This is a genomic window from Rhodococcus baikonurensis, assembly GCF_040489275.1.
In the GTDB taxonomy this organism is placed as follows: Bacteria; Actinomycetota; Actinomycetes; order Mycobacteriales; family Mycobacteriaceae; genus Rhodococcus_F; species Rhodococcus_F baikonurensis.
On sequence record NZ_JBEUOQ010000001.1, the window covers coordinates 1 to 26,267 of the forward strand.

The 26,267-nt window shown below is 61.1% G+C and carries 24 protein-coding genes; 14 read left to right on the plus strand and 10 right to left on the minus strand.

Features of this window, described 5'->3' with window-relative positions:
• Positions 1 to 168 precede the first annotated feature (168 nt).
• Both ABWI03_RS00005 and ABWI03_RS00010 read left to right on the plus strand, forming a co-directional pair.
• Positions 169 to 1,170, plus strand: a complete 1,002-nt coding sequence (locus ABWI03_RS00005; protein ID WP_235172342.1) for a helix-turn-helix domain-containing protein — start codon at positions 169 to 171, stop codon at positions 1,168 to 1,170.
• Between the two features lie 50 nt (positions 1,171 to 1,220).
• Positions 1,221 to 1,436, plus strand: coding sequence for a hypothetical protein (locus ABWI03_RS00010; protein WP_298777278.1), 216 nt, complete (start codon positions 1,221 to 1,223; stop codon positions 1,434 to 1,436).
• Between the two features lie 452 nt (positions 1,437 to 1,888).
• Here the strand turns inward: ABWI03_RS00010 and ABWI03_RS00015 are convergent, their stop codons facing one another.
• Entirely contained in the window at positions 1,889 to 2,791 is a 903-nt protein-coding gene (locus ABWI03_RS00015; RefSeq protein ID WP_298777277.1) for a hypothetical protein, read from the minus strand.
• A 151-nt stretch (positions 2,792 to 2,942) separates the two neighbouring features.
• Positions 2,943 to 4,355 (minus strand): Si-specific NAD(P)(+) transhydrogenase, encoded by a 1,413-nt coding sequence (gene sthA, locus ABWI03_RS00020; protein ID WP_007733953.1) that lies wholly within the window; start codon positions 4,353 to 4,355, stop codon positions 2,943 to 2,945.
• A gap of 470 nt (positions 4,356 to 4,825) precedes the next feature.
• Between sthA and ABWI03_RS00025 the strand changes: the two genes are divergently transcribed.
• From ABWI03_RS00025 to ABWI03_RS00050, 6 genes are all read left to right on the plus strand, one after another.
• A complete protein-coding gene (locus ABWI03_RS00025) occupies positions 4,826 to 6,322 on the plus strand; it encodes a condensation domain-containing protein (RefSeq protein ID WP_298777276.1) in 1,497 nt (498 codons plus the stop codon).
• Positions 6,255 to 7,721, plus strand: coding sequence for a condensation domain-containing protein (locus tag ABWI03_RS00030; RefSeq protein ID WP_235170175.1), 1,467 nt, complete (start codon positions 6,255 to 6,257; stop codon positions 7,719 to 7,721). The genes ABWI03_RS00025 and ABWI03_RS00030 overlap by 68 nt, the downstream gene beginning before the upstream one ends.
• Positions 7,721 to 9,103, plus strand: a complete 1,383-nt coding sequence (locus ABWI03_RS00035) for a condensation domain-containing protein (RefSeq protein ID WP_235170176.1) — start codon at positions 7,721 to 7,723, stop codon at positions 9,101 to 9,103. The genes ABWI03_RS00030 and ABWI03_RS00035 overlap by 1 nt, the downstream gene beginning before the upstream one ends.
• 68 nt (positions 9,104 to 9,171) lie before the next feature.
• The gene (locus tag ABWI03_RS00040) at positions 9,172 to 9,633 is read left to right on the plus strand and encodes a MarR family winged helix-turn-helix transcriptional regulator (protein WP_095968728.1); all 462 of its coding nucleotides are present in this window, start codon (positions 9,172 to 9,174) and stop codon (positions 9,631 to 9,633) included.
• Positions 9,630 to 10,058, plus strand: a complete 429-nt coding sequence (locus tag ABWI03_RS00045; RefSeq protein ID WP_003939720.1) for an organic hydroperoxide resistance protein — start codon at positions 9,630 to 9,632, stop codon at positions 10,056 to 10,058. Before ABWI03_RS00040 ends, ABWI03_RS00045 begins: the two co-directional genes overlap by 4 nt.
• Entirely contained in the window at positions 10,055 to 11,062 is a 1,008-nt protein-coding gene (locus ABWI03_RS00050; protein ID WP_095968727.1) for an NADP-dependent oxidoreductase, read from the plus strand. Before ABWI03_RS00045 ends, ABWI03_RS00050 begins: the two co-directional genes overlap by 4 nt.
• Positions 11,063 to 11,140: 78 nt before the next feature.
• Here the strand turns inward: ABWI03_RS00050 and ABWI03_RS00055 are convergent, their stop codons facing one another.
• The 4 genes from ABWI03_RS00055 to ABWI03_RS00070 all read right to left on the minus strand — a co-directional run bounded on the left by ABWI03_RS00055 (position 11,141) and on the right by ABWI03_RS00070 (position 14,054).
• Complete coding sequence (locus ABWI03_RS00055; protein ID WP_095968726.1) at positions 11,141 to 12,016, minus strand: oxidoreductase; 876 nt, start codon at positions 12,014 to 12,016, stop codon at positions 11,141 to 11,143.
• A gap of 51 nt (positions 12,017 to 12,067) precedes the next feature.
• Entirely contained in the window at positions 12,068 to 13,021 is a 954-nt protein-coding gene (yidC, locus tag ABWI03_RS00060) for a membrane protein insertase YidC (protein WP_166809272.1), read from the minus strand.
• A 113-nt stretch (positions 13,022 to 13,134) separates the two neighbouring features.
• The gene (locus ABWI03_RS00065) at positions 13,135 to 13,440 is read right to left on the minus strand and encodes a DUF6412 domain-containing protein (protein ID WP_206028806.1); all 306 of its coding nucleotides are present in this window, start codon (positions 13,438 to 13,440) and stop codon (positions 13,135 to 13,137) included.
• A complete protein-coding gene (locus ABWI03_RS00070; protein ID WP_353802430.1) occupies positions 13,413 to 14,054 on the minus strand; it encodes an alpha/beta fold hydrolase in 642 nt (213 codons plus the stop codon). The genes ABWI03_RS00065 and ABWI03_RS00070 overlap by 28 nt, the downstream gene beginning before the upstream one ends.
• A 68-nt stretch (positions 14,055 to 14,122) precedes the next feature.
• Here ABWI03_RS00070 and ABWI03_RS00075 point away from each other — a divergent pair, with 68 nt between their 5' ends.
• Both ABWI03_RS00075 and ABWI03_RS00080 read left to right on the plus strand, forming a co-directional pair.
• Positions 14,123 to 14,599, plus strand: coding sequence for a C40 family peptidase (locus ABWI03_RS00075; protein ID WP_435054177.1), 477 nt, complete (start codon positions 14,123 to 14,125; stop codon positions 14,597 to 14,599).
• Positions 14,600 to 14,789: 190 nt separating this feature from the next.
• A complete protein-coding gene (locus ABWI03_RS00080; protein WP_298777273.1) occupies positions 14,790 to 15,026 on the plus strand; it encodes a PhlB family protein in 237 nt (78 codons plus the stop codon).
• Here the strand turns inward: ABWI03_RS00080 and ABWI03_RS00085 are convergent.
• Entirely contained in the window at positions 15,001 to 17,361 is a 2,361-nt protein-coding gene (locus tag ABWI03_RS00085) for an ATP-binding protein (protein ID WP_298777272.1), read from the minus strand. The two genes, ABWI03_RS00080 and ABWI03_RS00085, sit on opposite strands and share 26 nt — an antisense overlap.
• Positions 17,362 to 17,447: 86 nt before the next feature.
• Positions 17,448 to 19,781, minus strand: a complete 2,334-nt coding sequence (locus ABWI03_RS00090; protein ID WP_298777271.1) for an ATP-binding protein — start codon at positions 19,779 to 19,781, stop codon at positions 17,448 to 17,450.
• Positions 19,782 to 19,977: 196 nt separating this feature from the next.
• On the opposite strand from ABWI03_RS00090, the gene ABWI03_RS00095 reads away from it, so the two are divergent.
• The 3 genes from ABWI03_RS00095 to ABWI03_RS00105 all read left to right on the plus strand — a co-directional run bounded on the left by ABWI03_RS00095 (position 19,978) and on the right by ABWI03_RS00105 (position 23,119).
• A complete protein-coding gene (locus ABWI03_RS00095) occupies positions 19,978 to 20,703 on the plus strand; it encodes a GntR family transcriptional regulator (RefSeq protein WP_166809268.1) in 726 nt (241 codons plus the stop codon).
• A 107-nt stretch (positions 20,704 to 20,810) separates the two neighbouring features.
• Positions 20,811 to 22,385 carry an NCS1 family nucleobase:cation symporter-1 gene (locus ABWI03_RS00100; protein ID WP_298777270.1) on the plus strand — a complete coding sequence of 525 codons (1,575 nt, stop codon included), beginning with the start codon at positions 20,811 to 20,813 and terminating at the stop codon, positions 22,383 to 22,385.
• Positions 22,386 to 22,390: 5 nt separating this feature from the next.
• The gene (locus tag ABWI03_RS00105; RefSeq protein ID WP_095968717.1) at positions 22,391 to 23,119 is read left to right on the plus strand and encodes an aspartate/glutamate racemase family protein; all 729 of its coding nucleotides are present in this window, start codon (positions 22,391 to 22,393) and stop codon (positions 23,117 to 23,119) included.
• Here ABWI03_RS00105 and ABWI03_RS00110 read toward each other — a convergent pair.
• Both ABWI03_RS00110 and ABWI03_RS00115 read right to left on the minus strand, forming a co-directional pair.
• Positions 23,086 to 24,261 (minus strand): MFS transporter, encoded by a 1,176-nt coding sequence (locus ABWI03_RS00110; protein ID WP_095968716.1) that lies wholly within the window; start codon positions 24,259 to 24,261, stop codon positions 23,086 to 23,088. The two genes, ABWI03_RS00105 and ABWI03_RS00110, sit on opposite strands and share 34 nt — an antisense overlap.
• A gap of 97 nt (positions 24,262 to 24,358) precedes the next feature.
• Positions 24,359 to 24,670 (minus strand): ArsR/SmtB family transcription factor, encoded by a 312-nt coding sequence (locus tag ABWI03_RS00115; protein ID WP_095968715.1) that lies wholly within the window; start codon positions 24,668 to 24,670, stop codon positions 24,359 to 24,361.
• A gap of 338 nt (positions 24,671 to 25,008) precedes the next feature.
• Between ABWI03_RS00115 and ABWI03_RS00120 the strand changes: the two genes are divergently transcribed.
• Entirely contained in the window at positions 25,009 to 26,259 is a 1,251-nt protein-coding gene (locus ABWI03_RS00120; protein WP_435054176.1) for an MCE family protein, read from the plus strand.
• Positions 26,260 to 26,267 lie beyond the last annotated feature (8 nt).

The following is a 26,267-nucleotide window of genomic DNA, read 5'->3' on the forward strand; positions in this document are numbered from 1 at the left end:
GGGCGCCAGCGCCGCCCGCCTGGGTCCGCTCCGCCACGTGCTGCGTCCAACCCCACCGAAAACTCGACACCTCAGAACCCGGCACCTGATCAGTAGGTCACTATTGACGACTATTTGCGGAAGAGTGACTGCGACCTGCGGGATCTGACATATCATGCCCGCGTGTCGATGAATTCCGCCCGCATCCGCGTGTCGACTCGATCGGTTGATCCGGAGGAGGCCGACGACTTCTGGCGCAGCGCGACACGTCCGTTCTTCGTCACCGACCGGATTGACCCCGACACGCCTCTCGAAGGGTCGATCTCAGCACTTCCCATCGGGTCCTCGTTGATCGGTCGAACAACCTTCAACGCGCAGAAGTACACCCGAAACAACCGGCTGATCGCCGAGAGCGGACTCGACGATCAATACATGGTCCAGGTCGTCCTCGACGGGCAGCTGAGCGGCAACGCCGACGGAGTCGATTTCGTCGCACGTCCAGGAGATGTCACATTCTTCGACCTCGGGCGTACATGGACCGCCGACGCGGAGGCCGAATCGACAGGGCGCACCATCACGCTTCTCGCACCGCGCTCCCTCGTCGAGGCGGAGTCGAAGGGTCGCTCTCTCCACGGGACGGTACTGCGCGGAGTTCCTGCCGTGGTGCTCGCTCAGTGCATGCAATCGGTCGTACTCGCGCTACCGCACCTCGATCCCGGCGCAGCAACCGGTTACGAGGACGTCGTGGCGTCCCTGCTTCGTGTCAGTTTGGGTATCGCCGAGCCTGACCTGTCGCCGCGGCCCGATCGCTCCCTCCGAGATCGCGCCTACACCTACATCGCCGAACATCTCTCGGAGAGCTGGCTCGGCCCGACATCGATGTGTGGGGCCCTGTCGGTCTCGCGAGCACAGCTCTACCGCGCATTCGCATCCGACGGGGGGATCGCTCTTGTCATACGACGGAAGCGCCTCGAACTCGTCTACCGCGAGTTGACCAAAGCCGAAACGCCGAACGAAACGATCGAAGCGTTGGCCCGGCGATGCGGCTTCACGTCGACATCCCAATTGGCGCGCGCGTTCAAAGACTTCTACGGGATGACCCCGAGCCAAGCCCGTACCCATGGCCGGCGCACGATCGGGGACCCGTCGATAGCTCGCCTGCAACGCCGACTCCAGTTCTTCAACCCCTGAATTCTCTTTGCTTCAGGGTCTTGCGAGTGGGCCTGTGTTCTAGTTGATTCATGAGCTGGATCGACAAGGAACTGTGCGTGGCCGCGCTGACCGGCGCGGTCACAGGCGTCGCCGTGATGATCCCGCTATTCATGGCGCCCGTCATCGCTTCAGGTGACCCGGTGCGAGATGACGCAGGGTTCCCGACGCCTCTGGCCGTACTGGCGGTAATCGCCGCAGTTACGTACGTGTTCGCCTACGTGCTCGGCCCGGACCGGCCCTACTAGCCCCGGTAAGGACCTCGCCTTCATCACGATTCCGCCCCGAACCGCGGTAGAGATCAAAAACTCCACACCAGGCACGAGCTCAGATCACTTCAGCTGGAAAGGAATTGAAGAACAAACTTCTCGATACCTTCCGAAATGAGCTTGGTGAGGGCTGTGAAGTCGTTCGACCAACGTTGAATGTCCAAGCTGCTCATTACTTTCCTCCGGTCTACGACCCGGCGACTGTGACCGCACAACGTATGCGAGGCATCGGTCGCGCATGAGAACTATCTGCGAAAATGCGGTTTCCGTTACCGCTGGACCGACCGAACAGCGACGCAGGTTCATTCGAACCTGCTGTTGCAGATTCGTCGAACGGTTGAAAAAAATGCCGTGCAGAAGTTCGAACGAAAAACAGTATCCGCCAAAAGTATTAGCTCGAAAGAACTACGAACCACTCGAGTTCCGCCACATCAGACGGTCACTTCTTCGGCGGGTTTCTCCTCGTGGCTCGCCGCGCCGAAGACAGCCACGGCGACGGCGCCAGCGATCGCTCCGATGAAGCCGACGACGGCAAGCCATTCAAGGCCCGGTCGCGACGCGTCGCCGAGAACCACGACGCCGACGATTCCCGGAACCACCGTCTCGCCGACAACCAGAGCCGCTGTCGCGCCGTTGACGGATCCCAGTTGCAACGCGACCGTGTGCAGATAGAAACCGCCCAGACCCGAGACGAGGATTGCCCAGCCGGCCGGATCGCGGAGCATCGTGCCGATTTCGAACGGATCGATTCCGTAGACCACGCGTACGGCAATGGCCAGACAGCCGAACAGCACACCCGAGATCAACCCGGCGACAACTGCTGCCCGTGAGCCCAACCATCGGATCAAGCCGATGCCGATCGACAAGATCAACGCCGAGCCCACGAGGACACCCCAGTGGACGGCGTCGTTGGAACTCCCGCCGCCCGCGTGACCCGACGACAATCCGAGCAGCAGGAGCGATCCGATCACCGCGGCGATCGCGAACCAGTCACGACGACGCAACTGGATGCCCAGGACCACGGTCCCCAGCACTGCCGTGATGACGAGATTGGCGCTGACCACAGTCTGCGACAAGAACAGTGGAATGAGGCGCGCGGAGATGGCACTACCGGCGAATCCGACCGCATCGAGCACGGTGCCCAGGATGAACGATGCAGTCAGCGCGGCGGCGAAGGTCGAACGCAGGGTCGGGCCACCCGACGCCGTCACGTGTCCGGCCTCGCCTCGCTGCTCGGCGGCAGCTGCCGACTTGCGCGCACCGTACGCCTGCAGCACCGATGCAACGCCGTATCCGACGCATGCCACGATCGCGGCAATCAGTCCGATCAGCATCGAAATTCCACACGAAGTTCCAGGGCAATGGTCATAGGGATAGACCCTGCCCTATTTCCCCAGGCCTGACATCACCCTCAGGTATTCGAACAAGTGCTACCCGAGAAGTACACCGACCGACCCTGACCGGTACCTGGGGACACACCGACCCCTAGTGGAATTGCTTGAGAGCCCTGATCTTGTTCATCACGTCGAGCGCCGCCACCTTGTACGCCTCGGACAGTGTCGGATAGTTGAAGACGGCGTCGACAAGGTATTCGACAGTCCCGCCGCACCCCATCACCGCTTGGCCGATGTGCACGAGATCCGTTGCACCCGAGCCGAAGATATGAACACCGAGCAGTTTCAGGTCATCCGTCGACACCAGGATCTTGAGCATCCCGTAGGTGTCGCCTGCGATCTGCCCGCGCGCGAGTTCACGGTATCGGGAAACCCCGACCTCGTACGGCACCGATTCCTTGGTCAGATCGACCTCGGTCGCGCCTACGTACGACACCTCGGGAATCGAGTAGATGCCGATCGGCTGCAGATCCATCAGCTTCGCGCCTGGTTCGTCGAAGGCATGGTAGGCCGCGAGTCGACCTTGATCCATCGACGTCGCCGCCAACGCCGGGAAGCCGATGACGTCACCGACGGCGTAGATGTGTTCGACCTTTGTGCGAAAATTGTCGTCGACGTAGATACGGCCGCGTTCGTCGGCTTCGAGCCCCGCGTTCTCCAGCGCGAGCGGCGCCGTGAGGCCTTGCCGTCCAGCCGAGTACATCACGGTCTCGGCGGGAATCTGCTTGCCGCTGCGCAGCGTCGTAAGTGTTCCGTTCGCTCCGACGTCTACGGCCGTCACTTCCTCACCGAATCGGAAAGTGACCGCCAGATCGCGCAGATGGAACCGAAGCGATTCGATGACCTCGGGGTCGCAGAAGTCCAGCATCGACGTTCTCTTCTCGACGACGGTGACCTTGGTGCCGAGTGCCGCGAACATCGACGCGTACTCGATACCGATCACTCCCGCGCCCACCACGACCATGGTGGTCGGGATGGAGGTCAGATCGAGAATTCCGTCGGAGTCGAGCACACGGTGGCTGTCGAAGGACACCCCCGCCGGGCGGGCAGGCAACGTTCCGGTCGCGATCACCACGAATTTCGCCGTGATCGTCATCTTGTCTCCGCGCGAGGCGTCCTCGACGAGGATGGTGTGCTCGTCGACGAACGAGCCGACCCCTACCAACAATTCGACGCGGTTGCGCAGGAGTTGAGATCGCACGACTTCGATTTCCTTGGTGATGACATGCTGGGTTCGCGCCAGCAGGTCGGCCGGAGTGATGTTCTCCTTGACGCGGTAACTCGCGCCGTACAGTTCGCGTTGGTTCATCCCGGTGAGGTAGAGAACCGCCTCGCGCAACGTCTTCGACGGAATGGTGCCGGTGTTGACGCACACTCCCCCGAGCATGTTGCCCTTCTCGACCATCGCCACGCGTTTACCCAGCTTGGCGGCCGCGATGGCAGCCTTCTGCCCGCCCGGGCCGGAGCCGATCACAACCAGGTCGTATTCCATCGGATCAGTCATCGCTTACAACTACCGTCCGCATACGACCGGCAGATGCCGAGCATGTCAATACTCGGTGAACAATCCGCACACCGAAGGGGCACGATGGCCGTACACGAACCCTGTTGTCGTTGAAAGAGATACAGCCGAATCCGTACGAAAATTGCTACACACAAACATATTCCGGCATTCGCATACGCACATTCTTCGCCATCCGACGGAATTCACAACGCCTATTGAAATTTGTTTCACCACAGAGTGATTGATCGATCAACTGACAGGTGACCAGGGCCGTAAACCGGATGTCCAGTATTCGAATTGTCCGAAATAACGAGCGGAATGTTCCTCGTCACATCTCGCCTCGAAGCAGTTGCGCGGAGTCTCAGGTCGCGTTCTACTTGCCTTGACTAATCATCTGTCACTCTCGGTTACAAACATCCGCCCCGTTCACGATCCCCACCTTTCGCCATCTCGAGAGATCAGGTTTCCCAATGGAATTCACGGAACTTGCCGACTATCCCCTACCACCCGGGACCGTCACCGAGTGGACTCCCGGCGCGGTGAATCCGCCCTCGCAGTGGCCTGTCGACCAGCGCCCCGCCAGCTACATCCACGAAGCACATCTGAAACATGCCGAGCAGATGAAACGGCAGGAGCGCTACAAGATCGACGGGTGCGCTCCGTCGTGGCTGGGTACCTCGTTTCGCATCCACGACAGACTCGACCGAAGGATCTGGGCAGCCGCTCTCGATCACTGGATCGATCGCCACGAAGTGCTCCGAACACACGTCGCCGTGGAGGCCGAAGCGATAGTCCGACGCACCGCGGGGCGTGGGGACGTCCGGATTTTGGGTAACGACGTCGGACATCTTGCGTCCTCGATGTCCGTCTTCACACATCTGCAGCAACTGCTCGACCGATCGACCGATCCACTTGTCTGGCCTGCGTATCAGTTCGCGACGATTGAAGGTCCCAACCACTTCACCGTGGTTTTTGCCGCTGATCATGCTCTGCTGGACGGATACTCGGTGGCGTTGACCGCGCACGAACTGCAGACGATCTACCGTTCGCTGAGCGAGGGAAGTCATCCCTCACCGCCGGCGACCGGAAGCTACATCGACTTCGGCACCAGGGAACGAGATCTCGTGGAACACGCGGACTGCTATCACCCGGCGGTGCAGACGTGGCGCGAGTTCTACGCGCAGGGCGAGGCTCCGTACTTTCCATCGCTACCCGAACCGGTCGTCGGACGCCGCGTCCCTCAACAGAGCCTGTCCGCTTGGCTTCTGAGCGCCCGGGGCGCCGAACGCCTGGCAGAAGCGAGCAAGCGCAGCAACCAAGGTTTCCTTGCCGCGATACTCGCGTGCGCAGCCAAGGTGACCGGAGATCTCACCGGCGCAGACGAATTCCGCGTCGTCGTGCCGCAACACACGCGTTCGGAGCTTCGATGGGCTGCGTCGCTGGGATGGTTCATCGGTGTTGTGCCGGTGAGGATTCCGATTGCCCCCGCCGCAACGGTGAACGATCTGGCCCAGCTTGCCGGTGTGGAGATACGACGCGTCCGACCCGCGGCGGCCCTGCCGTATTCGAGAGTGTGCGAGCTGATCGACTCCCCGCATCACCTGCCGTTCGTGCTCTCCTACATGGACGTTCGTCACGTTCCTGGTGCCGAGCAATGGACGAGCTGGCAGACCAGAGGCCTTCGTAGTCGCGATCATTCGGGGACCGACGTCTACATCTGGCTCACACGGACTCCCGAAGGGCTCAATCTGGCCATACGCCACCCGGGCAACGCGCGCACCAGCCGCCACATCCATCACTTCGCGGGACTCCTACGCCGCGAAATGGAGGACTTTGCCTTCTCGACCGACACATTCGCACCTCCGACCAACACCGCTGCACCGATCGAGGAGAACTCTCATGGAAATGACACCCATCGATCTCTGGGCACCGAAAGCCGGGACGCTCACCGAGTTCAGGCCTACTGAACAGTCCCTGGCGGCGGCATCCGGGGCACCGCGGAGCGACCAACCGCTCTCGTTCCTACAAGAAGGACACATTCGAACCGCCGATCACAAGCGTGCACAAGGCGTCGACTGGTCACCGTGGATCGGATTCACGTTCACTCTGCCCGGTGATCTCGATCGGGAAGCACTGCGTCGGGCGGTCCAGGCGTTTGTCCTGCGGCACAACACACTGCACAGTTGGTTCGAGGTCAGACCATCCGAAGATCCCGACGGGAGCGGGGTCATCGACCGTCACGTGGTGGATGCATCGACGATCGAACTCACGCCGCACAGCGTCGGTTCTCTGCACACGACCGATGCGGTTCGCGAGCATGTCAGCCGAAGTTTCGCCGGCGATACCAGCCCACTGCAGTGGCCCTCGTTCATCAGTGGCGCCGTCGAGCACGGCGCCGGCTTCACCGTCTACTACGGCGTCGATCACTCGCACACCGACGGCCTGTCGCTGATGCTGGGCGTCGAAGAACTTCGTGCGTTGTACATCGCCGAAAGCGCCGGCATCGACGCTCAACTTCCCTCTCCCGGCAGCTACGTCGAGTACAGCGGCGAAGAGCGGGCCTCGGCAGGAAGCCTTGATCTGGCTGCAGCCCCTGTGCAGCAGTGGATTTCGATTCTCGCGGCCAATGCCGGACAACTCCCGACGTTCCCCCTCGACCTCGGCGTCGCGCGGGGCGAACAGACCCGGTCGACCCGCACACACATCGACGTTCTCGACAGCGACGAGTCAGCCGCGTTCGCAGCGCTGTGCAAGTCCCATGGCGTCGGCTTCTCCACGGGGATCTTCGCAGCCCTCGCCCTCACCGAGATCGAAGTTGCCGACAGAGCGAACTACTTCGCGCTCAACGCAGTCGGTACCCGCTCCGATCCGAGATACCTCTACGCGCAAGGCTGGTTCATCAACCTCGTCCCGGTCTCGTTCACGCTGAGTGATGTTACGAGCTTCACCGATGCACTCCCCCTTGCCCACGCTGCTCGCGCAGCAGTGAAGGGACTCGCGGACGTGTCCATTCACTCGGTGATCGCCCAGGTGTCGAAGTTGACCGGATCCGACATCGGCGGAACCTCGGTCCCGCCGATGGTGTCGTACATCGACATGCGCCTGATTCCAGGTGCCGAGCACCACGACGAACTCGACGCGCGCGCACTGGGTGGGCCAGGAACGACGGGTGATCTGTCGATGTGGATCAACAGGAAGGAAGACCGTACGTACGTGATGGTCAGTTTTCCCGATACCGAGCAAGCACACACATCGGTGGATCGGTACCTTCGACACCTCCGCAACGTCCTGAGAACGGTCGCCGATACCGGCGACTACCGTGTCGTTCGTCAGGCGGATGTACGTCAGGAAGTGGAGACCGCCTGATGCACATAACCTTTCTCGACAGGTTCGAGGCACGGCCGGGGCGCATCCTGCAGTGGACTCCGAGCGAAATCTCCACCGGATCGACGTATCCGGTTCCTCCGACCTCGAATCAGCAGCTGCATCTTGCCGGGAGCCGCGGCGATACGACGTGGCTCGCTGCCACTTTCGACGTCCCCGGCCCCATCGACACGGACGCACTCAGAGCCAGCTTCGAGGAATGGACGTCCCGCCACGACGCCCTGTCGTGCTCGTTCTCCCAGGCCGAAGTACCGGGTGAATCCTCGGCACTGTTCGTCGACGTCGCCGATATCGGCGACCTGCGCCTCCGTGAGGAAACCGTGGCGGACGCACGAACGCCGGAACAGGTGCGAGAACTCTTGGGCGAGCGCCTGGATCGATGGTGCAATCCTTTTGCGTTTCCCGCGTACTTTCTCGGTGCCATCACCCGCGACGACCAGTCGACAGTGATCTGCGGGTTCGACCATGCCATCTGCGACGGCTGGTCCATGAGCATCGCCATCACCGAGATCAGCACTCTGTATCGCGAATACACTCGGGCGGAACGTGTTCCGATCGCGTCGGATCTATTGCCGGAGCCCGGAAGTTTCCTCAACTACTGCTTCCGCGAATCGGCAACAGCGGATCCAGATCCCGGCGACCACCGCATTGCGGGTTGGCGGTCCTTCCTTCGATCATGCGGAGGTGACACTCCCCATTTTCCCGTAGATCTGGGACTACCCGCCGGAACGATGTCACCCCAGGGCACCGACACCCGAATGCTCCTCGACGCCGACGAAGCAGAGCTCTTCGACCAGAACTGCGCCGATCATCGACACTCGCCTTTCGGCGCGATTCTTGCGTCGATCGGTTTGGCCACAACACAATTGACCGGCAAGAGGGACACACACCTGCTGTTTCCGGTCCACACACGTCGGGAACCGCGGCACAACCACACCTTCGGATGGCTGGTGGCCAATGCGCCCATCACCGTGACGAGCATGGAAAATCTTCACAGCACTGCTCGGGCAGTCAATCTCGCTTTCCACGAGTCACTTTCACTGTCGTCCGTGTCCTCGCGACAGGTGTTGCGGAGCTTGGGGCCCGAGGTTTCGCCCACTCGCCGAGACATCTTCTCGGTCTCCTACGCCGACTACCGAACCATGCCCGGTGGATCTCGCCCCCGCAAATCAGAGTCCCGCGAATCACAGCCTGCGCCGATCAATCCGCAGCAACTCAGTCGCGTGTCGAATGCCGACGACGTTCAGTTCTGGTTCTCGCGCACCCACGACGGTCTGGCACTTCGCACCCGCTTTCCCGCGCCAGCGGCTCGGACGGTGCACACCTTCCTCGCGAGTGTCTCCGAGATCCTGTCGGCTCCGTAGAGCTACAGCCGCATATATTTGACACTTCTTTGTTGTGCACAACTTAACTGTGCGCTACAGTTGTTCTCGTGACCAACCCACTCGCCCTCGAACGCCAGGTCTGCTTCGCCCTCTATTCGGCGTCGCGGGCCACCACGGCTGCGTACCGAGCGATGCTCGACGACCTGGGGATCACGTATCCCCAGTACCTCGTCCTGTTGACACTCTGGGAACGAGACGGCCGCGGGGTGCGCGAAATCTGTGAGGCCCTCGATCTGGATACCGGAACCCTGTCGCCGCTGCTCAAACGGTTGGAGGGTCTGGGTTTCATCGAACGTCGACGCCTCACCACCGACGAGCGTCGCGTCGAGATCCACCTGACCGAGTCCGGTTCCACCCTGCGCAGCAAGGCCGAGGACATCCCGGCCAAGCTCGCGGGCGCCACTGGTCTGAGTAACGACGAACTGACCGAACTCCGAGACGTTCTCACCCGCCTCGGCGAGTCACTTCAAGCATCCAATGCCCACTCCGACGGAAAGAAGAAGTCATGAACATCGTCTACACCGCAGAAGCACTTGCCACCGGCGAAGGCCGCAACGGTCACGCTCGCACCTCGGACGGACGCCTCGACCTCGGCCTCGCCATTCCCAAGGAAATGGGTGGCAGCGGCGAGGGCACCAACCCCGAGCAGCTCTTTGCCGCCGGATACGCAGCGTGCTTCCACTCCGCTCTGCAGATGGTCGCCCGCGCCGAGAAGGCCAACGTGGCTGATTCCGCAGTCGGCGCGCGGGTCGGCATCGGCCCGAACGGCGCAGGCGGTTTCGGACTTGCTGTGACGCTGGAGGTTTCACTCCCCCATCTGCCCCATGACCAGGCCGTCGAGCTGACGGAGAAGGCACACCAGGTGTGCCCGTACTCCAACGCAACTCGCGGCAACATCGAGGTCACCCTCGAAGTAAGTAAGGACGACGAATGAGCACCACCACTGTAAGCCGGGAAATCCGCCTCGCATCACGCCCGAGCGGTTGGCCCACCTCGGAGAACTTCGCCACCGCCGAAGTCGAACTCCCCGAACTCGAAGACGGCCAGATCCTGGTCCGCAACATCGCCATCTCCGTCGACCCGTACATGCGCGGCCGGATGAACGACGTGAAGTCCTACCTTCCGCCGTTCCAGGTCGGCGCGGCGCTCGACGGTGGCGCTGTCGGCGAGGTCGTCGAATCCAAGTCGGCTGATCGCGCTGTGGGCGACGTTGTCGTCCACGGCCTGGGGTGGCGTGAATACGCCATTCTCGACGGATCCGCAGTGACTCCGGCCGACACGTCCATCGCGCCGGCGACGGCCTACCTGGGCGCCCTCGGCATGACCGGCCTCACTGCGTATGCCGGCCTCACCGCAGTCGCGGAATTCAAGGAAGGCGACACCGTATTCGTCTCCGGCGCAGCAGGTGCCGTCGGATCGCTCGTCGGTCAGATCGCCAAGTTGCTCGGCGCGAAGCGAGTGATCGGCAGCGCCGGTTCACCGGCGAAGGTTGCCCGACTTCTCGAACTCGGATTCGACGCGGCGTTCGACTATCACGACGGCCCGATCACCGAACTTCTGGCCGCCGCGGCGCCTGACGGCATCGACGTGTACTTCGACAACGTCGGTGGCGAGCACCTCGAAGCCGCCATCGACGCCATGAACCAGGGTGGCCGGATTGCCTTGTGTGGGGCCATCGCTCAGTACAACACCACTGACAAGCCCACCGCTCCCCACAATCTGGCATTGGTGATCGGCAAGCAGCTCACGCTGCGCGGATTCCTCGTGGGCGGCTACCGCCACCTCGGCGGCGAATTCCGCACCCACATGGCAGGGTGGCTCGCCGACAACAAGATTCAGTGGGACGAGACCATCGTCGAAGGCCTGGAGAATGCACCACAAGCCTTCATCGACCTGATGCGCGGTGCGAACACCGGCAAGATGGTTGTCACGCTGTAACCCGAACAGCATGTAGCTCGAACAGATGTGAAGGTGGCCGCGAACTTCTCGAAGTTCGCGGCCACCTTCATATCCGAATCAGATCCCGTACGAGACTCCGGTCAACTTCTCCGACAAATTCCACAAGCCCGCGGCGGTCCTCGTATCGTGAGACTTCTTGTTCGACCCCACGACCTTCGGATACCCGCGCTGCTCGAACGGACCGTCCGGTCCGATGTAACTGCCGCCGAAAGCATCCGGCGCAGTGGCCGCCCACAGTTCGGGAAGCGCACCCATCTCCGCGGACTGAGCGAAGATCGAATTACCTATCCCCATCAGCTTGTCCTGGATCGACTCGGTATGCCCCTGCAGGTTCGTCGACGCATATCCCGGATGCGAAGCGAGCGCTTTGAGCGGAGATCCCGAAGCTGCGAGCCTGCGCTGAAGTTCGTACGTGAACAACAGATTGGCGAGCTTGGACTGCCCGTAGGCCAACCAGCGGTTGTACTTTCGACGTTCGAAATTGAGATCGTCGAGATCGACAGTTCCAAGCTGATGCAGGGCACTGGACATGGTCACGACCCGGTCGGTGAGTTTGTCCTTCAACAGACCGGTCAAGGCGAAGTGCCCGAGATGATTTGTGCCGATCTGCATTTCGAAACCGTCGACCGTCCGGCGGAACGGAACGGCCATAACGCCGGCGTTGTTCACCAGGACGTCGACCTTGTCCGTTGCGTCGGCGAAAGCTCGTACCGACGACAGATCGGACAGGTCCAACTTACGCACTACCGCGTTTGACCCGATCTCGGCGGCTACGACGTCGGCCTTCGTGGTGTCCCGACAGGCGAGGACCACGTCTGCCCCGGCTTTGCCCAGCGCTCGTGCGACTACCTCACCCAGTCCGCTGTTCGCCCCCGTGACGACAAATGTGCGGCCGGTCTGATCGACTACGTCTTCTGCGGTCCATTTGGTCATGCTTTCCAGCGTACGTGCCTTACTCGTCGGTAGGGAGGGGCGATTTTCCGGTCATCGCTTGCGCTTGGTCCGGATCGGCTTTGCTCCCGGTAACGGTGCGGCGGCCCTTCGGGGCGCCTGGGTCGCGGCCGTCGAGGATGTCGGCGACAATTCGGCCTCCTTCTGCTCCGCCGCGATGCGTCCGTAGACGAAATGCTGTTGTCCCAACGTCCAGCAGTTGTTGCTCACGAAATAGAGCAGGATCGCAACAGGGGCGAAAGCGCCGAACGCAACCACACCGATCGGAAATACCCACAGCGCAAGTTTGTTCATGATTGCCGTCTGGGGGTTGACGGTTCCGGTGTCCACCTGACGTGCGATGGACGCCCGCGACGTGAAATGCGTAGCGACGGCCGCGAAGATCATCAGCGGTACGGCAACCAGAATGATGGAGATTCGGCTGACGTCGCCGAACGCCTCCAGTTGTGCTGCCGGACTCGAAATCATGGCGGACAACGGCGCGCCGAACAGTTTGGCGTCGAGAAACGACTGCACGTCCGAGGCGCTGAAGAAGTAGTTGGCAGTGTTCGCGTTGTCCGCCACCGACATGGGCTCGGTCGGGCTCAGAAACGGGACGTGGGATGCCGCTCCGGTTCGATTGAATGATCGCAGGACGTGATAGAGACCAATGAACACCGGTGCCTGAACGAGCATCGGCAGGCATCCGAGCAACGGGCTGTAGTTGTGTTCCTTCTGCAGCTTTGCCATCTCGACAGTGAGCTTCTGCCGGTCGCCCGAATACTTCTTCTGCAATGCCTTGATCTGCGGTTGCAGTTTCTGCATCACGAGTTGGGTGCGGACTTGCTTGACGAATGGTTTGAACAGCAAGGCCTTGAGCGTGAAGACCAGAAACACGACCGACAGCGCCCATACGACGCCGTTGTCGGGTGATCCGGAGATCAGTGAGAAGACCTTGTGCCAGAACCAGAGGATTCCGGACACGGGGTAGTAGACAAAATCGAGCATGACGAATAAAACCTCACCGAGAGGCACGCTCCGGCAATCGAGAGCGCGGGAATGGTCGTGGACGCAAGACGTCTGACCGACCTACGGCGAGTTCACTCCCGCCGACGGCCGATCTACAGACCGATTCCGGGTGCTCGAGGTTGCGGACGACCGGGCGCGTCCGGACTGCTCTGCCTACGGAAGGCACCACGCAGGCAGCGCTCGTCATCCGACGGGCCGGTGGCCGCAACCGCACACAGTTGCAGAAGTTCGTACTTCGACGAGGTGGCGAGCGCTGCGACCACGAAGACGGCAATCGCAGTTCCCAGCACCGCGGCGCTGCCCGACGATCCAAGCGGAGGCACTGCGAGAAGCGCGATGAACGGCAGCAGAAGAAGCAACAGTGACCGTGTCACCGTTCCAGTGCTCCGCTGTTGCATGACTGCGAGAGTACAGAACGACCGCCGAATCCAGCTAGGCACCGTTTCGTGAGCGCATTTCCCGACCCGCTGCGTACCGGCGAGGTCGCCACGCCGCACACGATCGCCGGCCGCCTGGTCACTGCGCAATCCGCATGGTCGAACAGAACGCCACCAACCGAGTTCACCAGAACCAAGCGCGCAAATCGCACGGGGAAGTCCCGCGCGAGTGCTGTCGCCACACCGCCGCCGAACGAATGCCCGACGACGGTCACCGGGCCGGTAACTCCGGCGGCGTCCAGAAACCGCGTCATCCACGCCGCATAACCTTCGAAGTGTCGATCGGCTCGGTCCAGTTCAGAGGTGGTTTTTCCTCGGGTGAAGTACCGAACTCGATATTGCCGTGCGCCCGCGGTGCGGCGACGACCGTAGTACCCGCACCGATACCTACTTCTTACTTCTGCCCTTTCTCGAGACGTCACACCTGCCGACACGCCATTCGAAAACAGGTATGCACCCCGTCCACCTGACCGGCGCGAACACGTCGAGGCGACACCAGGCTGTGTGTCACAAGCCGAAGCCCGATCACGCTCAGCCGATACCTGCTTCGGGACGCACCGACGCGAAGGCAACACGAGAAATGTCGCACCACCGATTCACCAGCCCCCGCACGACGAAGAACGCACTCGGAAGGGCGCTTGTCATCGGCGCTCTTTCGCTCACAACCCTTGCCGTGAGCATCGACACCGCAAACGCTCAGGCCCCCTTGCTTCCGAACTGGAACACAGGCGAAGTTTCCGTCGCCACGAATCCGGCAAAGGTGTCGGGTTTCGTTTCCTCGGACGGAGGCCGCGCATTGGCAGCCGCACAGTCCAAGATCGGCGCCCCGTACGTCTGGGGCGCAACCGGACCGGACTCGTTCGACTGCTCCGGCCTCGTGCAGTGGGCCTATGCACAAGCGGGCGTTTCGATTCCACGAACTACCTACGACCAGGCTGTCGGCGGAGCTCCGGTTTCCCGGGACGAACTCCAGCCCGGTGACGTGGTCCTGTACTACGGCGGGGAACATGTCGGGATCTATGCCGGCGGCGGTGACGTCGTTCACGCCCCGACATCGGGCGAGTCGGTCAAACGCGCACCCGTGGACTCGATGCCGTACTACCTCGCCCGCCGTTACTGACATGTTTCACGTCAGCTTGACAAAACGGCTTGGATCGCAACGACATTCGGCCCGCTCGTCACGATCCGAATGCTTGACACTCCCCCATTGCGCGGAATGCGACGCCATCCTCTCCCCCGCCAGTGCCGTCTGCACCAGATGCCGCGGGGTGCGATTGGACGTAGCGCGGTGCTGCGGAGACGGCACTGTCGTGTCCTGGCGAACGGTTCACGGCGATCCGACGACGGTTCTCGCCATCGTCGAATTGGACGAGGGACCGTGGCTGTACACGTTACTCACGCAATCCCCACGCACGGATGCGCCCGGACCGCTGCGAGTGTCGTTTCAACGGCGAGAAGCGGGTAAGCGCTATCCGGTGTTCTGCCTGTGCGGCGACGACCGAGGCGCAGTGCAATCGGACGTCAACTCCGGCCTTCTGAAGCTTTGATCTGCTGCGAATCATTCTCCTGCGCAGTCGATACCACCCACGCCGCGATCTGCGCTCTGGAGGTGAATCCCAATTTCGTCAGCACGTTCTCCACATGCCCCTGCGCCGTCCGTGGCGAAATGACGAGATGCTCGGCGATAGCGCGGTTGGTGAGGCCCTGAGCCACCAGTTCCGCAACTTGCTGCTCACGACGGGTCAGTCGGATCGCCTCCGTCGACAGTGAAGCTGAAGCACTGCGACGCTCGTCGAGCGCATAGGCGACGGCTTCACCCTCGGTCATGACGATTCCTCGGTGAAACTCTCTATCGAAGGCGCTGTCACCCAAAGCCTTTCGAGAACTATCCATGGCATTCTCGCGGTAGCTCGACAATCGCGAGAATCCGGTGAGAGGTTGCCCGATCTTCTGCCAGTACATCGCTGCGGCACCGAGAAGAACCGCTCCATGCTTCCAATCACGTTGTGCCACAGCCGTCCATGCAAGCGGTTCGATGCACCACGCCGCGTTCATCGACGAGCTGTCAATTCGCAAACTTCGCGTCAAATACTCACTCGTGCGCGCGAAGTCGCCCCGAAGCCAAGCAATGAGTCCGAGAAACCCCAACGCGTGGGCCTGATACGTCACTTCGCGCAGTGGCTCGGTAATCTCGAGACACTCGTCGAAACACTCCGCCGACCGCTCCAGCGCACCCGTAAGAATGTAGGCGAGGCCGAGGGTATCCAAACTGATCACCACGTACTGCAGATTTTCGTCGAGCCGAAACAACGTCACGGCAGATTCCAACTTCGCTGTGGCATTGTCCAATTCACCCGCGCATGTGTCGACGTACCCGCCCGCCCACGCCGTCAGAGCTCGCGAGCGCACACCTCCCAGAGCCTCGGCAAGTCGCCGTCCCTCGTCGATCAGTTCGCGGGCGCGAACGAGATCGCCCTGCATCGCATGCGCCGCGGCGTCCACGCACAGGACATCCACCCGAAACATGTCAGGCTCGGAATCCGCGGCATTCAGTGTTCGATCAGCCCAATATCGCAACTGGCCGATCAATCCGTCGGACAACAAGAATCTGTACCACGCGGCGAACATACGAGTCGCAGACCGCGCCTCACCAACGGTGGAAATCGAATATTCCAGCGCATCGTACAGATTGTGTTGTTCTCGACCGAGCCGCGCTGCCCACGACGCCTGCCCGCTACTGATCCAGTCGGATTCTGCACGGATGACAAGGCCTTCGAACCAATCACGGTGTCGGCGAGGCAGATCGAGCTGCTCCCCCGTTGAATCCAACTTTTCACGCCCGTACTCCCGGAGCAGATCGAGAAGGTGGTATCGAACGGAGCCGTCGATCTCCTCACGAATGAGGATGGACTTCTCGACCAAACCAGTGACGAGATCGAGTGTTTCCGTCGAACTCGAATCCTGCCCGCACACCCCCTCCGCCGCGTCGAGATCGAACCCACCCGAAAAGACCGACAACCTCCCCCACAACCGCTGCTCCGGTAGCGAACAGAGGTCATAGCTCCAATCGATCGACAATCGAAGGGTCTGCTGACGACTGGGCACGTCTCGTCCGCCATTGGTGAGGAGACGGTACCGATCCGAGAGCCGGTTCATGATCTGCTCCGCAGACATACCCCGCAGACGGGCAGCTGCCAGTTCGATCGGCAACGGCAGTCCGTCCAGGTCTTGGCAGATGCGGGCAACGGTATGCCTGTTCTCCTCGGTCAGCGCAAATCCTGGTACCACCGCTGCGGCTCGTTCTGTGAACAACAGAACGGATTCGTACTGGGCCAGCCCGGTGGACCCGTTCGGGCCCCGAAGAGCTGGCGTCGTGAGCGAGGGAACACGCATCGTCACCTCACCGCCCATCCCCAGCGACTCGCGGCTCGTCGCCAAGATTTTCACCCCGGCGCAGCGACGCAAGATCGCCCCGCACAAGCGGGCAACCGAATCCACCAAGTGCTCACAGTTGTCGAGCACCAACAGCAGACTCCGATCGGCGCAGTAGTCGATCACGGCGTGCAGCGAATCCGACGACGAGACCGGCCGCACCCCCAACGTCAGGGCGACATGGTCCTCGAGCAGGTCCGGATCCGACAGCTCGCCCAACTCCACCAACCAGGTTCCGCCGCTGAACACGCGTTGCAGCGCACCCGCGAGTCTGATCGCAAGGCGTGTCTTACCCACTCCCCCAACGCCGGTCAGCGTCAACAAACGGGACGACTCGAACAATCTTCTGGCATCGGCCAACTCACGCCGTCGGCCGACGAAACTCGTCAGCTCCAACGGCAAGTTGCCGACAATCCGATGATCGGCTTCTGCACGCACAGCGGATGCCATCGACCGACTCGCTTTCTGCGATTCCACTCCACACCAACGCTACCCCCGCGAACTGCACCCGGAGAAGCGCACCGCTGCCCACGGTTTCAGCCTCGGGAATCGGTCTCCTGCGCGGTCGAGACGAACCACGCCGCGATCTGTGCTCTGGAAGTGAATCCCAGTTTTGTCAGCACGTGTTCCACATGACCCTGAGCGGTCCGCAGCGAGATGACCAAGTGCTCCGCGATGGCGCGGTTGGTCAGTCCCTGAGCAACCAGTTCCGCAACTTGCTGCTCTCGGCGAGTGAGGTGAGGTCCTTCTGTCGACGATGCGGTCGTCGCACTGGAACGCTTGTCGAGCGCATACGCGACAGCTTCACCCTCGGACATCGCAAACCCGTTGCGAAACGAGGCGTCGAAAGCATCATCACCCATAGCCTTGCGTGCAGCGTCTGCCGCGCTGTCGTGATGAGTTGACAAACCCGGCAGGCCCGCCAGCCGTCCCCCGAGCTTCTGCCAATACATGGACGCCGCGCCGAGCAGAACCGCTGCATGCTTCCAATCACGTTGCGCTGCAGCAATCCAGGCCAACGGTTCGATACACCACGCCGAGTTCATCGGGGCATCGAGAATTCTCAGACTTCGAGTCAAATAGTCACGTGCGCCTTCTAATTCACCTCGGAGCCAGCCGACGATCCCGAGAGTTCCCAGCGCAAAAGCCTGGAACATCACTTCGTGGGCGGGCACGGTGATCGCGAGAGTCTCTTCGTTGCACTCCACAGAGCGATCGAGGGCCCCCGAAAGGAAGTATGCGATCCCCAGAGTGTCCAGGCCGATCACCACATGCAGCAGATTTTCGTCGAGTCGAAACAGCGTCAACGCGGATTCCAGCTTGGCTGTAGCGGTATCGAAGTTGCCCCCGAATGTATCGACGTATCCGTCACCCCATGCCGCCAGACCGCGTGAGCGTACGTCCGCCAAGGCGTTCGCCAGGCGCCAACTCTCGTCGACCAGCTCTTCTGCCCGTTCGAGCTCACCCTGCATCGCGTGATTCACGGCGTCGATGGCCAAGACATCCACTCGGAACGGGTCCAGCTCCCGATCCGCTGTATTCAGGGCTCGATCCGTCCAATAGCGCGCCTGCACAAGCAATCCACTTGCAAGCCAGAATCTGTACAACGCACCGACCATTCGCGTTGCAGATCGCGCCTCTCCCGCAGTGGAGATCGAGAATTCCAACGCGTCGTTGACGTTGCGCTGTTCACGACCCAGCCTTGCCATCCACGCCGCTTGCCGGTCACTGATCCACTCGGCTTCCGCACGAACGACCAGCGCTTCGAACCAATCACGGTGACGCCGTCGAAGTTCCACGAAATCACTCGAGATCTCGGCCTTCTCGCGTCCGTACTCCCGCAGGAGGTCTAGCAGGTGATAGCGAACAGTGCCGTCGACCTCCTCACGAATGAGGATGGACTTCTCGACCAACGCAGTGACGAGATCGAGCACCTCGGTCGAACTCGAATCCTGCCCGCATACGCCTTCGGCCGCGTCCAGTTCGAACCCGCCGGAAAATACGGTCAGCCGACCCCACAACTGCTGCTCCGGAGGTGAGCACAAGTCGTAGCTCCAATCGATCGACAATCGGAGGGTCTGCTGGCGACTCGGTACACCACGTCCACCGGAAGTCAAAAGGCGGTAACGATCCGAGAGCCGATCCATGATCTGCTCCGCCGACATTCCGCGCAGGCGAGCGGCCGCCAACTCGATCGGGAGTGGGAGTCCATCCAGGTCGTGACAGATATGAGCAACGGCGCGCTTGTTCTCCTCGGTGAGGGTGAAACCTGGCACGACAGAAGCCGCACGCTCGGTGAACAGCGACACGGATTCGTACTGGGCAAGTCCCTCGAATTCGCGCGGCTGTTGCTGCGGTGTGGTGAGCGAGGGAACGCGCATCGTCACCTCACCACCTATACCCAGCGATTCTCGGCTCGTCGCCAAGATCTTGACGCCGGCACATCGCCGTAGGATCGCACCGACGAACGAAGCGACGGCATCGACAAGATGTTCGCAGTTGTCGAGTACCAACAGCAGACTGCGATCGGCGCAATAGTCGGTCACAGTGTGCAGCGGGTCCGACGAGGACACCGGCCTCACACCCAAAATCACGGCGACATGATCCTCGAGAAGTTCGGGATCCGTCTGGTCGCCCAACTCCACCAACCACGCGCCGTCCCGGAACACCCGCTGGAGCGCACTCGCGAGTCGGATCGCGAGCCGCGTCTTGCCCACACCGCCGATGCCGGTGAGCGTCAATAAACGGGACGACTCGAACAATCTTCTGGCTTCGGCCAACTCACGCCGTCGGCCGACGAAACTTGTCAGCTCCAAGGGCAAGTTGCCGACAACTCTCTGGTCGGCTTCTGCGCGCACAACGGATGCCATCGACCGACTCGCTTTCTGCCAACCACTACAAATCAACGCTACCCCCGCGTTCGTCGACCTGAGCAGTGCTCACTCGAGCTTCGTTGTCGCAGTCGACTGCCCGCACCTCACGGATGCGATTCACGACGGCCATGCCGGTGTCATGCGCCCGAAACAACGGATTCCTACCCTGGCAGCGAGGAGAAGGGAGACCGACATGCCGCCGCGCCGTAGATCGGTACTGCTGACGCAACTGGTAATCGATGCTCCCGGTAGTCCACAACAAGCGATCCTCGACGAACTGCGGCGAGTAATTCTGTCGGGTTCGGCGCCTCCGGGTACCCCGATTCCTCTCGGCGACGTGGCTGATGTGTTCGGTGTCAGTCGAATACCTGTGCGGGAATCGCTGAAAACCCTGGTCGGAGAGTCGTTGGTCGACCACCGCCACCAATTCGGCTACACCGTCGCGCAGTTGACGCCGGCGGAGCTACATGAGATGTACATCGTCCGTGAAACCCTCGAATCAGCTGCATTGGCCGTCGCCGTCGAGCAGGCCACCGAAGAGGATCACGAACACGCCGTCGAGGTGAACTCCCGTCTGGAGATCGCGTTGCGCTACGACGACTCTCAGTCCTATCACTGCGAGAGCCGCAACTTTCACCTCGCACTGACCCGACCGTCGCAGATGCTTCGACTTCTGCACATGTTCGAAGCTGCCTGGAACATCACCGAACCGGTTCAGCCGATGGTCCATGTTGCCGGCGTCGACCGGCAGGTACTGCACTCCGATCACACAGCGATGCTGGACGCATTCCTGCGTCGGGACGCGACCGCGCTCCTGACTGCATCCGAAATCCATCATCGCCGACTCGATACCGTGATCGCCACTCTGCCGACCGACACCGGCCTGCTTGCCGAAAAAGATATACCGATTGCGCAATAGTCGCGCAACACGGCCTCGATACCTTTCTCTCAACACAGTTTTCACCACCGTCGCTGAGAGCTTGTGCTCTGTCCGCTGATTCCTTGCACACAAGCACAGGAGCTGTCATGACCGACATTCTTCCGTCTCGAACCACTTCTTCCACCACTCCCACAACGGAAACCGGTCCAGGTGATCTCGTCGAGGCCGCCGGCCACCCGGTGGGCAGCGGATTGATCAAGGCGGGTTACGACCCACGTTTGACCAACGAGGATCTGGCACCGCTACGCAAGCAGACCTGGTCGTCGTACAACATCTTCGCGTTCTGGATGTCCGACGTACACAGCGTTGGTGGATACGTCACGGCCGGTAGTCTTTTCGCCCTCGGCCTGGCCAGTTGGCAGGTACTCGTCGCATTGCTGGTCGGCATCACGATCGTCTATTTCTTCTGCAATCTGGTGGCCAAACCCAGCCAGGCCACCGGTGTGCCCTATCCGGTGATCTGCCGCAGCGTGTTCGGTGTCCTCGGAGCGAACATTCCGGCAATCATTCGCGGCCTGATTGCCGTGGCTTGGTACGGAATTCAAACTTTTCTCGCCTCGGCAGCACTCGATGTCGTACTCATCAAGCTCTTTCCGTCACTTGCGCCGTACGCCGTGGTCGAGAATTACGGCTTCGCCGGGCTCTCCGCACTGGGCTGGGGAAGTTTCATGCTCCTCTGGGTTCTTCAGGCCTGTGTGTTCTGGCGAGGCATGGAATCGATCCGCCGCTTCATCGACTTCTGTGGCCCCGCCGTGTACGTCGTGATGTTCATGCTGTGCGGATATCTCGTCTACAAAGCAGGCTGGAGCGCAGTCGATCTCACGCTCGGTGACGTGAAATATTCCGGTTTCGACGCCGTGCCGGTCATGCTCGGTGCGATCGCCCTGGTCGTCTCGTACTTCTCCGGGCCGATGCTCAACTTCGGCGACTTCTCTCGCTACGGGAAGTCGTTCGCAGTCGTCAAGAAGGGTAACTTCCTGGGGTTGCCGGTCAACTTCCTCGTGTTCTCGGTACTCGTCGTCGTCACCGCATCGTTGACACTGCCGGTGTACGGTGAGCTGATCACCGATCCCGTTGCAACCGTGGCACGTATCGACAGTACCTTCGCCATCGTCCTCGGCGCCCTCACCTTCACCATCGCCACGATCGGCATCAACATCGTCGCCAACTTCATTTCCCCGGCCTTCGACTTCTCGAACGTCAGCCCGCAGAAGATCAGCTGGCGCGCCGGTGGAATGATCGCGGCAATCGGATCCATCCTCATCACCCCATGGAACCTGTACAACAATCCCGACGTCATCCACTACACCCTGGAGACCCTCGGAGCTTTCATCGGGCCACTGTTCGGAATCCTGATCGCCGACTACTACCTCGTGCGCAAGCAGAAAGTGATCGTCGACGACCTGTTCAGCATGTCGCCGACCGGAACCTACTGGTACAGCAAGGGATACAACCCTGCTGCAGTGATTGCCACCGTAGTGGGAGCCGTCGTCGCGATGGTCCCGGTCCTGGGTAAGGACCTCACCGGGATGTACACCGCAGCGCAGTACAGCTGGTTCATCGGTTGTGGGCTCGGATTTGCCGTCTACTACCTTCTCGCCACGCGCACCCCTCTGGCTGTTCGGAATGCTTCTTCTGCCGACACTGTGACGGTCGACTGATCCTCATGAGAATCAAGGTGATCAATCCCAACACCACGTGGGCGATGACCGCCAAGATCGAGGAATGTGCCTGGGCCGTCGCCGGCTCGGGCACATTCGTCGAGGCCGTCAGTCCTGCCATGGGTCCTGCGTCGATCGAGAGCCACTACGACGAAGCGCTCAGCGTCCCAGGGATTCTGACCGAGATCGCGTCCGGAGAGAAGAACGGCGTCGACGGATATGTCATCGCCTGCTTCGGTGATCCAGGCCTGGATGCAGCTCGCGAGCTGGCCAGGGGTCCCGTGGTCGCGATCGCCGAGGCAGCTGTGCACTACGCCGGTTTCCTCGGACGCGGATTCAGTGTCGTCACCACCCTCGGTCGGACTCGTGGCCGGGCTGCCGATCTGGTGGACCGTTACGGAATGGCGGCCCGGTGCCGCGGTATCCACTCCTGCGAGATTCCGGTTCTCGCACTCGATCGCGATCCCGATGCACGAAAGGTGATCCTGGAAGCCTGTTTCGACGCCTTGGAAAGAGACGGCTCGGATGTCCTCGTTCTGGGGTGCGCCGGGATGGCGGACCTGTGCCAGGATCTGTCCGACGAACTGGGGGTGCCGGTAGTCGACGGTGTTGCCGCTGCCGTCACCATGGTTCAATCCTTGATCACGCTAGGATTGTCGACCAGTACGCGCGGTGAGTTCGCGCGGCCCCTACCCAAGAACTACACCGGAACTTTGGCACCGTTTTCTTTGTGAACCCGCCCGAGCGACAATCGAGCGCCGATCATTGCCAGGGCCAGAGCGGCGAACAAGACGCCGGCCCAAACCAATTGACGTGTTCCGAGGTGTGTGAGAAACAAACCACCTGTCGCTGTTCCGAGCGTGATCCCCAGATTGGAGAACGAAATGAACAGGCTGTTACCGAATTCGGGTGCATCGACCGAATCTCGCCCCATCCAACTCTGGGAAATGACCAGTCCACCGGAATGCACCACGCCCCACACCAACACGGCAACAGTCATCGCAGCGAAGTACGGACCCACCAGATAGATCACCACGTACACGAGTATGTACAGCAACGGAAACGCCACGACTGTTCGCACCACACTCTTGCCGAGCAGGGCCCCGAAGACGAAGTTTCCGAAGATCATCACGACACCGAATGCCAAGAGCATCGCACTGATCCACGATCCGCTCATACCCGTCACCTCGCCGAGATATTCGGCGAAGTATCCGTACACCGAGAACATCGCCGCAAAAACGAACGTGACGGAAAGAATGGTCAACCACACGCCGGGTCGGCGAAGTATCCCGACCTGCGCACCGTACGACACACGTTGTGCGACCGGGGCCGAGGGCAGAAGTACCAGAATTCCGACAAACGCGAGCGCATTGACCACGGCACCGAAAACGAATGCCGTCGAAACCGACAAGTTCTCGGCCAGATACGACGTCAACGGCACACCGAAGGCAAAACCGACCGTGACACCGGCGAATACCTTCGTCACAGCAGAAGTGGCCTCCTCCGGTGGCACCAGACGAACCGCACTCGCCAACGCGACCGCGAAGAAGACCGGATGAACGACGGCGGGAATGATCCGGAAAGCGAACATCACCTCGAAACTCGATGTACTCGCGTACACCACGTTCGAGACCGCAAAGACTGCAATCGCCACCAACAGAACGGTTTTTCTGTTGATTCCCGAGGTGAAGAGCGTCGTGAACGGACCGGTGACCGCTACGACGAGCGCAAACACACCCACCAACCATCCTGCATCAGAAGTGCTGATGCCGAACTTGTCGCTGACCTGGGGCAGAACCCCGATAATCCCCATCTCTGTGGTGATGATCCCGAATACGCCCAACGCCAGAACCGGTATCAACAATTTCGACTTCACGACACACTCCTCCTACTACGCAACATCAGACAGATACATATCTAGATATGTAGATATATTTGGTGAAGCAAACCGGTCGACGAGGACAACCCGACCGCTACAGCTTTTCGCGAACGAATTCCCTGAACTCGCCGATCACAGCTTCGTTTCGTCGGTAGTACGTCCACTTCCCGATACGCTCGGACTCGAGCAGACCCACATCTTTCATGCCCTGCAGATATCCCGAGATCACCGACTGGGCAAGCCCCGAACGCGACTGGATGTCACCAACACAGACCCCGATATGGAAACCGAGATCTTGTTGGGTGTACGAGTCTTCGTCGAAATACTTCGCCGGGTGCGCGAGCCACTCCATGATCTGCAGACGCGTGGGGTTGGACAACGCCTTGAAGATCGCCAACGCTTCCATCGATCACACCCCGCCCTTCGCCGACCAGAATGCATCTACTTTTGTAGATACGACTCGCGAAGTCAAGCCCGCAAAAGGCAGATGGGGGCGTGCATCACACTCCCACGCCCGAAGTGAGCTGTGCCACTTGCACTTCGACGACCTGCGGAAACAGATGCCCCGACTTTCTATCTGTGACGACTTGTTTATAGTTATCGCCAACAACGAATTGTCGGAACTTTCCCGTTCGCCCGAGAACATCCGCGGGTGAACACAATTCGCTCACCATCAGCCGTACCCGGCTTGTCATTCGGGAGTCGAACCATGAGCACACCACGTCAGTTCGGGCTCGATCTCCGATGGTGATGTCGAAGCTCGCCAAATGGCAGCTGGTCGCCCTCGTAGTGGTTGCACTCCTGGGTTTGATCTACGTCGGAGCGAAATACGTACGGCTGGACAATCTTCTGGGATTCGGCCAATACACGGTCAAAACCGAACTGGCGACGTCCGGTGGCATCTTCACCAACGCCGAAGTGACATACCGCGGTGTGCCCGTCGGACGCGTCGGCGACATGTCGCTCACGACCGAGGGAATCGAAGTCGACCTGCTGATCGACAGCAGTGCTCCGCAGATCCCCGCATCCGCGCGAGCCGTAGTGGCCAACCGCTCTGCCATCGGCGAGCAGTACGTCGACCTTCAGCCCGATACCGACCAGGGCCCTTTTCTCGAAGACGGCTCGGTGATCGCAGTGGCCGATACCACCACGCCGATTCCGATCGAGAACGTATTGACCAGCGCCGACGGTCTGGTGCACTCCGTTCCCGTCGACGCGCTCCACACCGTCGCGAAGGAACTCGGCGCGGCATTCAACGGCAAGGGCGAAGATCTACAGGTACTTGCCGACTCGCTGTCGGGGATTTCCCAGTCAGGCCTCGACGCCCTTCCACAGACCCTCGGACTGATCCGTGACAGCCAGACCGTACTCACGACCCAGTCCGATCAATCGTCGGCGATCAAGCAGTTCAGCACCGATCTCGACGCACTGACCGCGCAGCTGCGCACCAGCGACCCCGACATTCGACGGGTGATCGACAACGGCATACCGGCCAGCGAACAAGTCGGCTCTCTCGTCACCGAAGCCGGCCCCGCGCTCACGACCAATCTCTCGAACCTCGCTGCAGTTGCGTCGGCAGCAGCACCGACAGTGCCCACCCTGCAGCCCTTCTTACTCTTTCTGCCTGCGCTCGCCGGGGCAGCGCCCACCGTGGCACCAGGCGATGGAACCGTGCACCTGGGCTTGGTACTCGAGACCAACAACCCGCTCTCGTGCACCGTCGGATACGAAGGGACGATGGCAATTCTCGACGAGATGAAGCGCAAAGACCCGAACTTCGACGACACGACGCAGAACTTCCCTCTGAACACCGCTGCCAACTGCCAGGCACCTCAGGGCAGCGAAACGGGTGTCCGGAGCGCCAACCGCATCGCCTTCGCCGATCCGAACACCTCCCAGCCGTGGGACAGCATGCCCAAGGTGGACCCCGACAAGCTCGATCTCAACCCGATCGCCACCCAACTGGCTCCGATGCTCGGCGCCACCCCGAAGTAGGCGAAAAC